Source organism: Chitinophaga sp. CF418, from assembly GCF_900142925.1.
In the GTDB taxonomy this organism is placed as follows: Bacteria; Bacteroidota; Bacteroidia; order Chitinophagales; family Chitinophagaceae; genus Chitinophaga.
In genome coordinates, this window is record NZ_FRCN01000007.1 from 403,040 (window position 1) to 419,007 (window position 15,968).

12 protein-coding genes are annotated in these 15,968 nt (G+C 46.6%); 10 read left to right on the top strand and 2 right to left on the bottom strand.

Annotated elements, in window-relative coordinates:
- Positions 1–265 precede the first annotated feature (265 nt).
- The 8 genes from F3I09_RS17760 (at position 266) to F3I09_RS17795 (ending at position 12,540) form a co-directional block, all read left to right on the top strand.
- Positions 266–1,408 (top strand): efflux RND transporter periplasmic adaptor subunit, encoded by a 1,143-nt coding sequence (locus F3I09_RS17760; RefSeq protein ID WP_149696368.1) that lies wholly within the window; start codon positions 266–268, stop codon positions 1,406–1,408.
- A gap of 45 nt (positions 1,409–1,453) precedes the next feature.
- Positions 1,454–4,645 carry an efflux RND transporter permease subunit gene (locus F3I09_RS17765; protein ID WP_149696369.1) on the top strand — a complete coding sequence of 1,064 codons (3,192 nt, stop codon included), beginning with the start codon at positions 1,454–1,456 and terminating at the stop codon, positions 4,643–4,645.
- Positions 4,642–6,063 carry an efflux transporter outer membrane subunit gene (locus tag F3I09_RS17770; RefSeq protein ID WP_149696370.1) on the top strand — a complete coding sequence of 474 codons (1,422 nt, stop codon included), beginning with the start codon at positions 4,642–4,644 and terminating at the stop codon, positions 6,061–6,063. The genes F3I09_RS17765 and F3I09_RS17770 overlap by 4 nt, the downstream gene beginning before the upstream one ends.
- An 81-nt stretch (positions 6,064–6,144) precedes the next feature.
- The gene (locus F3I09_RS17775; RefSeq protein WP_149696371.1) at positions 6,145–6,681 is read left to right on the top strand and encodes a hypothetical protein; all 537 of its coding nucleotides are present in this window, start codon (positions 6,145–6,147) and stop codon (positions 6,679–6,681) included.
- A gap of 421 nt (positions 6,682–7,102) precedes the next feature.
- Positions 7,103–8,377: a hypothetical protein gene (locus F3I09_RS17780; protein WP_149696372.1), complete on the top strand. Its 1,275-nt coding sequence runs from the start codon at positions 7,103–7,105 to the stop codon at positions 8,375–8,377.
- Positions 8,378–8,405: 28 nt separating this feature from the next.
- Complete coding sequence (locus tag F3I09_RS17785) at positions 8,406–8,777, top strand: hypothetical protein (RefSeq protein ID WP_149696373.1); 372 nt, start codon at positions 8,406–8,408, stop codon at positions 8,775–8,777.
- Complete coding sequence (locus tag F3I09_RS17790) at positions 8,777–11,260, top strand: Hsp70 family protein (RefSeq protein ID WP_149696374.1); 2,484 nt, start codon at positions 8,777–8,779, stop codon at positions 11,258–11,260. Before F3I09_RS17785 ends, F3I09_RS17790 begins: the two co-directional genes overlap by 1 nt.
- A gap of 134 nt (positions 11,261–11,394) precedes the next feature.
- Complete coding sequence (locus F3I09_RS17795; RefSeq protein WP_149696375.1) at positions 11,395–12,540, top strand: hypothetical protein; 1,146 nt, start codon at positions 11,395–11,397, stop codon at positions 12,538–12,540.
- Between the two features lie 95 nt (positions 12,541–12,635).
- Here the strand turns inward: F3I09_RS17795 and F3I09_RS17800 are convergent, their stop codons facing one another.
- Positions 12,636–13,097 carry a nuclear transport factor 2 family protein gene (locus F3I09_RS17800; RefSeq protein WP_149696376.1) on the bottom strand — a complete coding sequence of 154 codons (462 nt, stop codon included), beginning with the start codon at positions 13,095–13,097 and terminating at the stop codon, positions 12,636–12,638.
- 42 nt (positions 13,098–13,139) lie between these two features.
- Positions 13,140–13,979, bottom strand: coding sequence for a hypothetical protein (locus F3I09_RS17805; protein WP_149696377.1), 840 nt, complete (start codon positions 13,977–13,979; stop codon positions 13,140–13,142).
- A 374-nt stretch (positions 13,980–14,353) separates the two neighbouring features.
- Between F3I09_RS17805 and F3I09_RS17810 the strand changes: the two genes are divergently transcribed.
- On the top strand, positions 14,354–14,836 hold the full coding sequence (locus F3I09_RS17810) for an RNA polymerase sigma factor (RefSeq protein WP_149696378.1): 483 nt from the start codon (positions 14,354–14,356) through the stop codon (positions 14,834–14,836).
- A gap of 251 nt (positions 14,837–15,087) precedes the next feature.
- Positions 15,088–15,687, top strand: coding sequence for a hypothetical protein (locus F3I09_RS17815; RefSeq protein WP_149696379.1), 600 nt, complete (start codon positions 15,088–15,090; stop codon positions 15,685–15,687).
- Positions 15,688–15,968 lie beyond the last annotated feature (281 nt).

Genomic DNA, 15,968 nt, shown 5'->3' on the forward strand with positions numbered 1-15,968 from the left:
CGCTCATTTCAGAAATATCTGCTAACGATGTTAGGATAGTTATATAATAAATGAGAATGCCAGCCCTTCACGGGGTAGTTCTGTTCAGGTGATGATCTGACAATCACACCTTAATCGCTCGCTTTACCTTCAACAACAACACACTGTGATCATTGCTCCCTGAGCATCGATTACGGTCTTGCATTGCATTTACTGTTCATGTCCGATTTGCATAGTACTATGCGAACAGGGAATCTCTTTGTCAATTACACACAATCAATAGATCATGAAAAAAGACGTATTAATTTGGAGCTTGCTTGTAGGAATAATCCTTTCAGGGTTATACAGCTGTAAGTCTTCGTCTGCCCATAATGAAGCCCCTACCGCTGTGCCGGCGGAAGTTGTGACGATTGGTGCCGCAGACGCCAACACACAGAACGACTATACAGCATCACTGGAAGGAAAGGTAAACGTAGAGATCCGTTCACAGGTAGACGGCTACCTGGAAAAAGTATATGTAGATGAAGGCGCTTACGTAAAAGCTGGTCAGCCGCTATTTAAAATAGACGAGCACCGTTACCGTGAGCAGCTGAACAATGCAAAAGCTTCCCTGCACGCAGCAGAAGCAGCCGTACTCAATGCACAGCTGGAAGTAGATAAAGTAACGCCGCTGGTAGCCAACAAAGTAGTATCTGATATACAGCTGCGTACAGCAAAAACGGCTTACGATGTGGCTACAGCCAACGTTGAACAGGCGAAAGCACTGGTAGCAGCCGCATCTATCAACCTCGGTTATACGAACATCACCGCGCCTGTAAGCGGATACATCGGCAGGATACCTAAAAAAGCCGGAGCACTCATTTCTCTGAATGATCCTGAGCCGCTGACAAAACTATCAGATGTACACGAGATCTATGCATACTTCTCCCTGAGCGAAAGCGACTTCTTCACTTTTAAAGACAACTATGCTGGCTCTACGCTGGAAGAAAAGCTGAAGAACCTGCCGCCCGCAACACTGGTATTGGCAGACAATCACATCTATGAACAGCAAGGTAAAGTAGATATGATTGATGGACAGTTCGAGAAGAATACCGGTGCTATCACCTTAAGAGCAGTTTTCCCTAACGCAAAAGGCACTATCCGTACAGGTAATACCGGTAAGGTAAGACTGCAGCGCCAGTTTAAAGATGCGCTGTTGGTTCCACAGGCCGCTACCATCGAAGTACAGGACAGAGTATTTGTATACACCGTTGGCAAGGATAACAAGATCACCCGTCAGGCTATCACCATTGTAGGTACCAGTGGTAATCAGTACCTGGTAAAAGAAGGTGTGAAAGCCGGTGACAGAATTGTAGTAACAGGAGTAGACCGTCTGAAAGAAGGCACAGAAATCAAACCGGAAAAGGCAAAACCAGCAGCACAGGGATGATCTGATCCTCATATGTTGCTTGTCTTTCTCCTAAAATAATTACACATGCTTAAGAAATTCATTGAAAGACCCGTTCTCGCAACGGTGATCTCTATCATAATGGTTATACTCGGGGTGCTCGGTCTCGCGAAGCTGCCCTTGCAAAAGTTCCCCGACATTGCCCCTCCGGCAGTGCAGGTAACAGCACTATATCCGGGTGCCAACGCAGAAACGATCCTGCGTTCCGTAGCGCCTTCACTGGAAGAATCCATCAACGGGGTAGAAAACATGATCTACATGACCTCTACCGCCAGTAACGATGGTTCCCTGGTGATCACCGTATTCTTTAAACTCGGTACAGACCCCGACCAGGCGGCTGTAAACGTACAGAACAGGGTGGCCCAGGCTACCGCACAGTTGCCTGCCGAAGTGGTACAGGCGGGTGTGACCACCGCTAAACAGCAGAATAGCTTGCTGATGGTGGTGGACATGTATTCCGAAGATCCTAAAGTATATGACCAGACATTCCTGGCCAACTACGCACAGATCAATATTATTCCTGAGATTAAAAGGATTCCCGGTGTGGGACAGGCCCTCATCTTCGGTGGTAACAAAGATTACTCCATGAGGATATGGCTGAATCCTAAACAGATGGCCGCTTACAACCTCACTCCAAGAGATGTGACCGCTGCTATCCAGGATAAAAGCCTGGAAGCTGCTCCCGGTAAATTCGGTGAAAGCAGCACGGAGTCTTTCGAATACGTAATAAAATATAAAGGTAAACTGACCAAACCAGAAGACTATGAGAACATCGTGATCAGGTCTAACGGCGACGGTTCCATGCTCCGTCTGAAAGATGTAGCCAGGGTTGAATTTGGCGCCTACACATACGGCAACTATACACGTGTGAACGGAAAGCCAGGTATCAATATCGCCTCTTTCCAGCTGGCGGGTTCCAACTCCAACGAGATCCAGATCGCCATCATGAAACTGATGGATAAATTATCAAAGGATTTCCCGAAAGGAGTGAAACACATGATCCTCTACAATACGAAAGACACGCTTGACTTGTCTATAGAACAGGTGAAACATACACTGATTGAAGCGTTTATCCTGGTATTCATTGTGGTATTCATCTTCCTGCAGGATTTCCGCTCTACACTGATCCCGGCCATTGCCGTACCTGTAGCCATCATTGGTACCTTCTTCTTCATCTCCCTGCTGGGCTTCTCCATCAACCTGCTGACACTGTTCGCGTTGGTACTGGCCATCGGTATCGTGGTGGATGACGCTATTGTCGTCGTCGAAGCGGTGCACTCGAAAATGGAGAAAAAGCACATGAGTCCAAGAGAAGCGACCATCTCTGCAATGAGTGAGATCAGCGGCGCCATCGTATCCATTACACTGGTAATGTCTGCAGTGTTCCTGCCAGTAGGTTTCATGGAAGGTTCTACAGGTGTGTTCTATCGCCAGTTCGCCTTCACACTGGCGATCGCGATCGTGATCTCCGCCGTGAACGCCCTGACTTTAAGTCCGGCGCTGGCAGCATTGTTCCTGAAGGAAGTACATCATCATAGTGATGATCCACACGATAAAAGCCATAAGCTTACTTTCAAAGAGAAATTCTTTGCAGGATTTAATACAGGCTTTGATCGTCTCACGCGTAAATACGTTGACAGTCTCCGCTTCCTGATCCGTCACAAATGGGTGAGCATTGTAGGGCTTGTAATAGTGATCGTTTCTACCATCTACCTGGTAAGAAAAACACCTACCGGTTTCATTCCTTCTGAAGACCAGGGTTTCATCGCCATCTCTATGTCTACGCAGCCCGGAGCTTCTCTTGACAGGACCACTGCTGTGATCAAACAAATGGAAAAGGTACTGGGCGATCTGCCGGCTAAAAAAGAGCTTATGGGATTGTCTGGTTTCAATATCCTGACTTCCGCTTCCAGCCCTAACGCCGGTGTGGCGTTCATCCTGCTGAAAGATGCAAAGGAAAGGGGAGAAGTGAAAGATATCAATGCCATCATGGACCAGGTAAGAGGAAAACTCGCTACCATCCAGGATGCCACCTTCTTCGTCTTCACATTCCCTACAGTGCCCGGTTTCAGTAACGTAGATGCACTGGATATGGTGCTGCAGGACAAGACCGCGGGCAAATTGGATAAATTCGCCGGTATTGCCTATGGCTTCATTGGTGAACTGATGAAGCGTCCGGAAGTGGCATTTGCATTCACCACTTTTAGAGCTGACTACCCGCAGTATGAAATTGAGGTAGATGCCGAAAAAGCTGAGCAGCTGAGCGTAAATGTAAAAGACATCCTGGCAACAATGGGCGCTTACTTCGGTAGCACACAGGCGGCTGATTTCAACCGCTTTGGTAAATACTACAGAGTAATGCTGCAGGCAGAGAAAGACGAACGTGCTGCGCCAGTTTCTATGGACGGTATTTTCGTAAAGAACAGGCTGAATGAAATGGTGCCGGTGAAATCACTGGTAGCACTGAAACGTGTGTTCGGTCCTGAAAACACTTCCCGTTATAACCTCTTCAACTCTATCGGTCTGAACGTGATTGCCAAACCCGGCTTCAGCTCTGGTGATGCGATCAAGGCAGTGGAAGAAGTAGCAGCCCAGTACCTGCCTACCGGTTATTCCTACGAATTCTCCGGTATGACAAGGGAAGAGATCTCTTCTAACGGGCAATCAGTGATCATCTTCTCACTCTGTCTGTTGTTCGTATACTTCCTGCTGGCAGCGCAATATGAAAGTTATATCCTGCCACTGGCAGTGATCCTGTCTATTCCTACCGGTATCCTCGGAGTATTCCTGTCTATCCGTTACACTGATATCTCTAACAATATCTATGTACAGGTAGCCCTGGTAATGTTGATCGGTTTGCTGGCGAAGAATGCCATCCTGATCGTCGAATATGCCAGCCAGAGAAGACGTGCCGGTAAGAACCTGGTGTTTGCGGCGATTGAAGCAGCAAGACTGAGGTTACGTCCAATCCTCATGACGTCATTGGCATTCGTAGTAGGTCTGATACCAATGATGAGCGACAACGGTCCTTCTGCTATCGGTAACCACTCTATCAGTATTGGTGCAGCAGGAGGTATGGTGAGCGGAGTAGTACTGGGATTATTCGTGATTCCTGTATTGTTTGTAATATTCCAGTTCCTCCAGGAGAAGATCACTGGTAAATCACCTGCCGTTGTTAACAATGAAAAGGCGAAAGCCGTTAAACCGGAATTAGTATGAGAGCACAGATAAATAAGTATTTTTTAATAGGGTTATTGGCGATTGGATTTTTGGAAGCATGTAAAGTGTCCAAAGATACACCGACCCCGCAGCCGGAATTGCCTGTTGCGTTCAGGAATAGTGTTCCGACAACAGATACGACGAGTATCGCAAGTCTTCCCTGGGAGAACTTCTTTACGGACGCTAGCCTGAAAGGCCTGATAGACAATGCCATTCGTAAGAATTATGATATGCAGATCGCCCTGCTGAATATTGAAACTGCAAAGCTGCAGTTAAGGCAGGCGAAACTGTTGAACGTACCTTCCGCCACACTGAACGTGACGGCAGGTACCACCAGGCCTTCCGACAATAGTTTGAACGGTATCAGCCTGAGTAACTTCCTGGGCACACAACACCTGGAAGACTATAATGCTAACCTGCAGTTTTCATGGGAAGCAGATATCTGGGGTAAGATCCGTAATCAGAAAAGGACGGCTTTAGCCGCTTATCTGCAGACCGAGGAATCTAAGAAGCTGGTGCAGACAGATATCGTTACCACCGTATCAAAAGCGTTCTACAATCTGCTGATGCTGGATGAACAGATGGAAGTAGCACAGCGCAACCTCAAACTGAACGACAGCACACTGCGCATTATCCGTTTGCAGTATGACGCAGGCCAGGTAACGCTGGTGGCCGTACAACAGGCAGAAGCGCAGCAGCTGACAGCCGCTCAGCTGATCCCGCAGATAGAACAGAATATGGCGGTACAGGAAAATGCACTGCGTATCCTGTCAGGCGAACTGCCTGCTGCAATAGAAAGGCATACCAAACTGAATGAATATCCGCTGACCGAAAAACTGTCAACCGGTATCCCTTCTGATATGCTGAGCCGCAGGCCGGATGTGAAAACCAGTGAACTGGCCCTGACAATGGCCAATGCCAAAGTGGGCGTGACCAAAGCGAGAATGTATCCTTCTCTGGTTATTACAGCCCAGGGTGGTATCAATGCGGTGAAGTTCAGTGAGTGGTTCCAGATCCCGTCCTCACTCTTTGGATTGGCAACAGGCGCTATTGCACAACCACTGTTTCAACACAAGGAACTGAAGACCCAGTTCGAAGTAGCGAAGATCGAAAGAGAACAATCTGTGATCCGCTTCAGACAGAATGTGCTGGATGCAGTAGGAGAGGTGTCAGATGCGCTGGTGAAAATAGAGAAACTGAAATCGCAGTATGATATTGCGTCCAATAAAGTGCAGACATTACAACAGGCAGTACACAATGCCAATCAGCTGTTCGAGAGCGGCAGGGCAACTTACCTGGAAGTGATTGTAGCACAAAGCAACGTATTACAAAGTGAGCTGGAGATCAGCAATCTCAAAAGAGATCAGCTGTACGCAGTGGTAGATCTTTACCGTTCCCTCGGGGGCGGTTGGCGATAAATGTACATTTGTTGTATATTCGGGAAGACGTCACATATTTTTGTGGCGTTTTTTCGTTTATATATAGTCCGGTTATCATTGATGAATACGTCCAACATCCTTTTTAATGCACTGAAACATCACCGTGGATACATCCACCGGGAGCTTGGAAATATGACATTGGATACCCTTCCCGAAAAGGTGAAAGTGCTGGGCAATTCACAGATGGATATTTACTATGGTACCCTGGACATGCCCGCCCTTTTCAGCGAAGTGGCAGCTAAGGTACAGGAAGCCGGTATCACTGACGAAGCCGGCTATCTGAGATGGCTGAAGGACAATGGCGGATACATTGAGATGACGCTTTCGGATACTTCCCGTTGGGTACTGTTACCCGGCATAGAGCCAGGCAGATATGTCCATCTGCATCCCGCACGATATTCCCCTCATAGCATGCGTGTAAAAGCTACTGTGTTGAAGACAGCCCTGGCCTGTCTGCTTGCCTGGCCAGATGGTTCGCAACCCGACCTTAGCACGCTTAATCAGCTCCGGAAAAATATACTGCGTCTTTCCCCCGTAAAAGACCTGGATAGTTGTGATCATCTCTGGGAGGTGATTGGTATGTTAAAGGCTGATTGATGATCAGTTACCCGATTATGTTTGAATAGCTATGGTCAGCTCCGCTAGAAGGTGCTGGGTGATAACCCCCGGAACCCGATTAACACAACAAAACATCAATCAACCTCACTAGGGGTTACTGTGTTTGTAGCGCTGGGTGATAACCCTCGGAATCCGATTAACACAACAAAACATCAATCAACCCCGCTAGGGGTTACTGTGTTTGTAGCGCTGGGTGATAACCCCCGGAACCCGATCAACACAACAAAACATCAATCAACCCCGCCAGGGGTTGCCGTATTTGTAGCCCGGGGTGATAACCCCGGGAAATTGAGGATCAGCGTGTTAACCCGTTTACAGAAATTATTCCCGCTGAGTATTAAATATATTAATATTTTTATGTTTTATATAATCCCTGGATCCCCTTACCGGACAATACACTATGATGCAATTTATTAATCCAGTCGAGATCCTTAACCTGGCTGCTACCGACCTCACCACCATTGATGACACCCTTATCAAAAGGGCTAAAAAAGCCGTTCTGGCGGAAATAGATCTCTCTGATGATGGCTTTTTCGATTATCATGGACAACAACTGACCCGTGCTGACTGTGAACGTGTGATCGAAGACCTGGAGCAGCGTGATAAACTGGAGTTCTATCATTTCATAGCTAATCATGCTGCGCTGAGCAAATTCCTCATCAACGGTGATGAAAGTTTCTTTACTGCCTTCCGGCATGAAAGCATTTACAAACTGCCTGAATTTGTGCGCTTTATCAGCCCTTATTTCGCCACTGCCTACGACAGCATGTTATGGAAAGCCTGGCAGCGGAATGATGGTTCATTCAGCCAGCTGACTGCGATTGACCCTATCATAGTCCCTGACGATACTGAAACATCCTGTAAGACCCTGCGGAACGCGCTGGTCAGGCAGGTAGAAGATGTCCTGGCGCTTATGGATGAAGTAAAGGACACAGCGCGGGAGATAGACATAAACGCTATTATGGCCCGGGTGGAGATATTGATGGACAAAGAGCGTTGGAATGTGCTGCCTTCGTATTTTCAGGAACTACGCAACAAGATGGCTATTGCCTTACGAAATCTCTCGGTAGAGATCAATAACACAAGAGCCAATCTGCCTGTAGCCAAACAGCTGCATCAGGATATACTCTTGCTGAAGATCGACGGCGTAGCCAGGGAAACTATCCAGAAAGATTATGAGGTGCTGCTGAATATTGAGCAGGAGATCAAGGCTGATAAAGGTGAAGACCCTATCGTGAACCAATACCTGGAGCTTCTCAGGTTATTATCCCAGATCGTCGAGGCAGCAGCAAATCCGCAGACAAATGTGGGAGGAGTAAAAATATGGATTGACAAGAACATTGACATTACAGCAATCAGTGCATTGGATGGGAAATACAAGTCTATCAAATATCGCCTGGCCATTAAACTAAGCACATTAGGAGGAAACATCTGGAAGCACCACCGGAATAAGGAAGCGGCTTTCAGTTATATCGAGATGGCGCAACGCATTCAGGGATTGGAGGCGGAAACACTGGAGTTGTTGTCACAGGCAAAATTTCAGATCTTCAGTGAGGATAGGTCGCCTGCAACGCAGCATGATCCTGGCGGCAGTAATGCGGCAACATCAAAAAAACTGCTATACGTTGCATTTGGTCTCATCATATTTATCATATTATTCAAAGCCTGTTCCTGATGCATGCCTCACTTAAATAATTAAACGAATGACCGACCCTATAAAAGTAACAAAAGCCTACCTGGACATCCTGAACCAGGTGTTCGAAATAGAAAAGAAATTGTCTGTTCTCCAGGAACCTAATTCCATCCAGCGAAACGTGAACAAACTGAAAGAGATCATGGAGCAGGGACTTGGCATACAGGGCAGCGATGATACAACAGGATTTGTTTATCACAACCCTATCGGCGAAGATTATAACATCACCCGCACAGACTGTGAGGCCAGCATTGCAGGAGAAAGCACGGATAATCTGCAGATCACGGAAGTAATAAAGCCGATCATCCGCCTTCATAGCGGAGGCGCCGGTTTCATTGTGCAAAAGGCAGTAGTCGTAGTAAAAGCTAAAAACAATCAGTAATGGAGCAAATGATCAATTTCGGTATAGACCTTGGAACGACCAATTCAGCCATTGCTAAATTTGCTGATGGCAAAGTGCAGCTATTCCACAACCCGGCCGATCCGGGTAGCTATACGCTGCCTTCAGTTGTAGCTTTCCACGACGACAGGATCATTGCTGGTAAGAAAGCAAAAGAGTGGCTGGAGAAGGACCCGCAAAGCGTGATAGGCCGGTTCAAACGGAAGATGGGTACTTCAGAACGCTACGATATCAAAAGCATAGGAAGTACAAAAACACCTATTGAATTATCCGCCATTATACTGAAAGAACTGCGCACATTCCTGTCTCAGTGGGAATACCCTGAGGCAAGTGTCATTACTATACCTGCGTCTTTTGATACCATTCAGGCTAACGCTACGAAAGAGGCGGCTTCGCTGGCCGGCTTCCGTCAGGTACTGCTATTGCAGGAACCTATCGCAGCCAGTCTGGCCTATGCGAATATGAAGAAGGAGACCAACCTTCCGGATGGTCAGTGGTTAGTCTACGACCTTGGCGGCGGCACATTTGACGTGGCCCTGATACGCGTAAAGGAAGGGGAGATGAAAGTAATGGACCATGAAGGGGATAACTTCCTGGGAGGCACCGACTTTGACAATCTTATCGTAGAAAAATTACTGATCCCCGCCGTTACAGCACGTTACCAGTTCCGGGAGCTGGAACAGGAAATGAAAAGTGCAAAAGGAAAATACAATTCGAAATACTTTGTATTGTTGCAACAGGCAGAAGAGGCGAAGATTATATTATCTTCCAAAACCAGCGCTGTGATTGTTATTGACGGACTGACAGACGAGAACAATACACCAGTTGACTTTGAATATACGATCACCCGCACTGCTTTCAATGAACTGATCAGCTCTTATGTAGATGAGACGATCCGTATGGTGCAGCAGATCATTACGCGGAACCGGCTTGGTGCAAAAGACCTTCAGTTTGTGCTGATGGTGGGAGGCTCCACCTTCATTCCCTATGTACGTCAGCGGGTGGAAGAGATGTTACAGATAGCGGTGAATTGTGAGATAGATCCTATCACAGCAGTGGCTGTCGGCGCAGCATACTATGCTTCAGGTAAACCTAATCTGCTGTCAGGAACTGATGCAGCTGCCATAAATAGTCCTGTTACGATCAAGGTGACTTATCCTAAAATGTCCCGCGAGAAAGAGGAGCTGTTCCTGGCGAAAGTGGCCGGAGACACTACGAATCTCTGTTACAGGATCACGCGTGAAGACGGTGGTTTTGATACGGGAGTTAAAAAGCTCTCTGAGCGTATCAGTGAGTATCTGCCACTCGTACAGAACGTTTATAACTTTTTCAGGCTCACGGTCTATGACCAGGAGAATAAAATTATTGATACAGGTACAGGTATCATTGGTATCGACAGTGGTTATGGCATCAGCGGACAACCTATTCCGGAAGATATCTGCCTGGAAATAGACGATGATGATCATCCGGGAGAGACTACACTTTTGCAGGTATTTCAGAAGAATAATGTGCTACCTTCACGGAAAGGTATGACGCGCGTACTGAACAAAACCATCTCTGCCACCAATGGAGAGCGGATCAGGATCAATGTACTGGAAGGGCCTCATTATGCCCTGCCCGAAGCCAATAAAAGCCTTGGCTACCTGGAAATAGCAGGCGATAAATTGCAAAGGGAAGTGCTGAAAGGTTCTGATATAGAACTGACCTTTAACATTTCAGAATCCAGGGACCTGACCGTTACCGCCTACCTGCAGATGGCAGACCAGGAGTTTAAACAGACCTTCACGCCACAGGAGAGACATACGCCGGTAGATGTGCTGAAGATGGATATCGGCATCCTCGCAGGTAAGTTGGAGAATGAAATATTCGAAACGAACAGGCAGGAAAATTATGCTGTCAGCAAACAGCTGGCGGAACTGAAGAAGGACATGGACAGCATCAAAGTGGAGGCTGGAGCATTGGCAGATGATGACGTGACAGACAAACGTTATCAGCTGGAAGACAGAAAACGGAAGCTGGCCCAGGCCATGGACCTGGCTACCAAAGAGAAGCGTTTAAACGAAGTGCGGGCTTTTTATTTTAAAGTTAAAACAGCCTGTCATCAGCACCTGACGGCTACCGGCAAGGAACAGGACCAGCAGCATTTCTACGACATCGTCAAAGATGAAGAACTATTCCTGGCTTCGCCCAGCCCAACCAGGACAATAGAAAAGTCGGAAGCGCTGCGTAACCTGCTGATAGCAATGTTATGGCGGGAGCCGGAATTTTTAGTGAATACTTTCAAGGAGCTGGTATCCAAACGGCGTGCTGTGAGTGACGACGCTGCACTCAAGGAAATGGAAGTGAACGGTCGTTTATCCATCCAGACAAAGGACTGGGCTAAACTGACGCAGGTGAATCATGAACTGATCGCAGGAGTGCCGAAAGAAGCAGCGCAGGAGGTGATCAGGAAAGTTGGGTTTTAAAGCGTAAGGGGGAATATGAATGCGCTACTGGACTGGTTGGAAAAATATGAGAATATTGGAAGCGCCGTGATTATCGTGGAAAACGACTTTGAAGAGGAAGAATACACTGACAATAAATAATTAATATCCTTACTATGGAAGTTTTTGAGTTATCCCGTGGGTGGAAGATCTTCGCATATATCATGCTGGGACTCCTTTTGGCGGTATTTGTTTCCCTGGCAATCTATTGTTTCATTGACCCTTCTCTTAAAAGAGGGATGGCCATTGCTTTGCCGATATCACTGGTGGCTATATTTTTTATCGTGTGTGGTTTTCTGCAGGTGGATGAAAAAGTAATCTTTGATGATTACAGTATCAGGAAAGAGTCGAGGCTTGTTAACAGGGAAATTCTGCTGAATGACGTAAAGGGATACAAGGTGGATGAGAAGTACGTGCGTATTATTCCTTATAAGGGGAGAGGCAAAAGTATACAGGCATCCAATTATCTCAGCGGTATAAGAAGCTTACAGAACAGGCTGGCTGCACGTTATCCTGATCTGAACCTCGAAGAAGCGCAGGAGGTATATGATGAGGCAATAGCGCAAACGGGAGAAGAAGATGCTCATAAGTTGTTAAAACAGGCGAAAATAGAAACATATACACTTACCGGTATCACCGTTGTACTGTGTGTACTTTGCTTCCTGTACTTCGACTGGTACCACCTGGCATTATTCTGTTGTGTGCCATTGTCTTTATTGCTGCTGCTCAGGCATAAGGGATTGGTACAGCTGGATAGCAGTAAGGAAAGCCCATTACCTACTATGTTCATGATACCATTATTTGTACTGATTGTACAGATATTGCAGACTAGAACCATTTATATTGTACACTACAGCAAGGTATGGCCGCTGGCCATTGGTATAGCGGTGGCATTAACTGTGATGTTATGGCTCTGCAGCCGGTATCTTAACAAAAAAAGGAAAGCATATGTGGTGACTGCAGTCATTATGGTGCTGATCTTTTTGGGTAATGGCTATGGCTTCGTAGTGACGACGAACGCCATCCTCGACAAAGAGGGTTATGAATACTATGAAACCACGGTAACGGATAAACATATTAGTAAGGGGAAATCAACAACCTATTATCTAACCTTACAGCCATGGGCACACCAACCAGAAAGTGAAAGGGAATCAGTGAGTCGCAAACTGTATGGAGAAGTTGAAATAGATGGCAAGGTTGGCATCTATTATTATCCCGGCGCATTCCATATACCCTGGTACCAGATAGGACGGGCTGAATAGCTAAATCTTATCCTGCGAGCCCCGGGACCCGTACCATAAATTACTGATAGGTACATCCCCTCCCAAAGTATAGATTGCATTTATGGAGGTATGCGTCATTGGCAGCCGTTCTTCCGGCGGGTGTCAATGATGTACTGGATTTTCCATCCTTCGGCCAGCCTCACCAGCTGAAATGAATTAACGCCACAATGCAATAGCTGCTGCTGGAAATAAAAGTTATATGGCGTCCAGGCGGTAGCAAGGTCTCCGTCTATTTTTACAACATCAAAGGTGATACGCTCGTCAGCCGCGTCCTTTGGCAGCTGCCCAATGCTGGATGCAAACCCGCTAATGGCTTCCGTACGTACGCTGACGGTACCTTGTTTATCTTTAACAACAGTCTGCAGCACGGCGCCGGGAGCAAAACACTTCATCAATGCAACACTGTCTGCATGCATCATGGCAGTAAAGAGGCTGTTAACGGCAGTCTTTACAGAATCGGTAGTAGTCTGGGCATTGGCAGTCCCGAAGAAAAGCGGAAGAAAAACAAATAGGGTCAGACAGGTAAAACGTCTCATTTTTTTACCTGAATTTACGAATTACCCAGACTATGAAAAGCATTATTTCTTTACCGCTTTAGCACCATCCCAGACAAACACTTCGCGGTTAGTCGTAGTCTTTACTACCTTTTCCCCATCTTCTCCAAACTCTTCATCCTTAATTACTTTGATGATCTTTCCTGCCTGTCCGCCGGGCTCTTTAGGAAACAGTAACACTTCATCGTGGCTGATAGCGCCTGCATCGAACATGCTTGACTTTTGAGGCAATGACAGGAATTTATTGCCGGTCCAGCCGTAATAGTAATAGTCAGTCGGGATACCACAGGCTTCGCCGCTAAAACACAGGCGCAGGATGGCGGTTAACTTATCAAGTCCCATATTGCCTAACAGTTTTCCTTCAGCTGAAATGGCAAATTGTCCGCCGGTAACGATCAACTCTTCCTTATCTAGCAAATGGTGAGTGGCGCTCAGGGCCTTCAGCACCACAACATATTTAGGATCATCTTCTTTGGCAGTGCCAGGGATCACTTTTTCGATGCCGTATAACAGCTGTACACTGTCTTTTTTGTATTGTCCCAGTGCGGCCAGTCCCAGCCAGAGGTATCCTTCTTTTTGTTTACCACCTGCTTTATAACGTACCTGCCACCACGGCGTTGTCATACCTCTCAGGGTCAGCTCAGTCTCAGTCAGTTTAGCCGCTATAACGGAATTGCCGGTAGTAAGCGAATCCATAATGGGCGCCTGTGATGAAGGGGATTGCCTGATATATGCCTTATCGGAAAATATAGTGATGGTATCGCCTTGTTGCACTCTCCAGAGGTTATATTCAACATTACCGCTTAATTGCGCCGCAGCCGGGGTCACTGCCAGCAGCAGCATGGATAGTAAAAATTGTTTCATAGGTATATTTTCATTTGCAAAGATATTCAAATGTTATTTGCTAAATGGTAAATGTTACCCAAGGCCGGTATACGACATTTTTCAGGTACTAGAGAGGGGCGGGGCTTCTCAGTCAATATGCCGGATCCAGGTCTGATACCTGGCGCCGGATTATAAAAACAGGCGCTTGCTGCAACCTTCCGGATCCGGAGAAATGTCATACCGCAATGTGTATCTTTAGTCTCCGGCGTTGGCGAATGGAATACCTTTATCTTACTTACCGGGTGTCTTATTCTGGCGTTACCAAGTCTTCACTAAGCAGTTATCAGACAATAAATCCGGCAGGCCTGTAATTTTTCGGGCGTTGCGGCGACTAATTATATAAAGCGCATACCTTGGAAAAAGAATTTCTACAAACAATCAATGAACATCAGGGCATTATTGCTAAGGTCTGTCGTATGTACTGCACAGAACCGGCCGATGGGGAAGACCTGTTCCAGGAAATCGTGCTGCAGCTCTGGAAGGCCTGGCCCAGCTTTAACCGGCAGTCCAAAGTCAGTACCTGGTTGTATCGCATCTCGCTGAACACAGCGATCACCGGCTTCAGGATAAGCCGGACGAGGCCCGTTTTCCGTCCGTTGGGTTTTGATAATGACAACTATGCCGAACCGCCGCCACAGCGAATGGATCTGCAATATGCCCCGGAATTGCAACTAGCCATCAGCAGGTTGAATAAGTTTGACAAATCCCTGTTGTTACTTTACCTCGACGATAAACCTTACAGCGAGATAGCTGAAATACTGGGACTGAGCGTCTCTAACGTAGGTGTGAAGATCAACAGGGTAAAGAAGAAATTGAAAGAAATGCTACAACCCTGATCATTGGACGCAGGTGATTTAAAAACAATCAAGAACTGTTACGCCCCAGATCATTGGAAGTGAGTGATTTAAAAACAATCAAGAACTGTTACGCCCAGATCGTTGGAAGAGGGTGATTTAAAAACAATCAAGAATTGTTACGCGCCAGATCATTGGAAGCAGGTGATTTAAAACAATTAAAAAATATTCCCCTGATCATTGGAAGAGGGTGATTTTAAAAACAATTGAGAAGACTTTTACAACTTATCATTATGGAACTGGACGATTTTAAAAATAAATGGCAGCAGGAAAATGACAGACTTGCCCGCCAGCAACATAAGGCCCCGGCAGTAATTGAAGAACTGCTGGCCCATAAAACAACTGACCTCGTTTCAGTGATGAAAAGGAAATATGAAAAGATCATTACCATGATGCTGGGTAGCATGCTGTTGATGATACTGATGTTTTCTGTTATATCAGATGGTTTTGCCTACCCGGGATCTGCTTATGGCTTCGCCAAATGCATGTTCTTTTATGTACTGCTCATTGCATTTTACTGGCTGAAATTCAGAACTGTGCTACACCTTACGTTAAGCGACTTCCTGGAGACCCGAATGACGCAACTGCTGCACGTACTGGAAAAAAGCCGCCGGATAGAGATCATTTTCTGTATCGTGTTCTATGTGGCACTGCTTACCGTAGGCCGCTTCTTTTATGGAAAGGGACTGGAGGGATTATTTACCCTGCAGATGCTTGGCCTGTTTTCATTGTCCCTTGCCTTTGCAGGCGCCATGATTTGGTTGATAGCCCGGAGACATACCCGGCAGATCAACGAATTGAAGCAGTACCTGCAGGAATATAGGGCTGCCTGATCATCGTTTTCGTTGGTGGCACAACAGAGAAATAACCTGAATCAATACCTTGTTACGGTTCCCTGGTATGGCCCCCGGGAGGAACCATCATCCCGGGGCCATCGTTTATCCCACTGTATTACATCCTCGATCCCGTCGTTACGCCAATCCCGTTTTTGCGCCATCATAGAGGAGGGCATCATCGTCCCCGGGTTGCATCGTCATTTTTGTCAGGCTATTATGGTCCTCATTTAATACCTGGGGACATGCAGCATTCAATCAACGTCATAAATGCATAATCT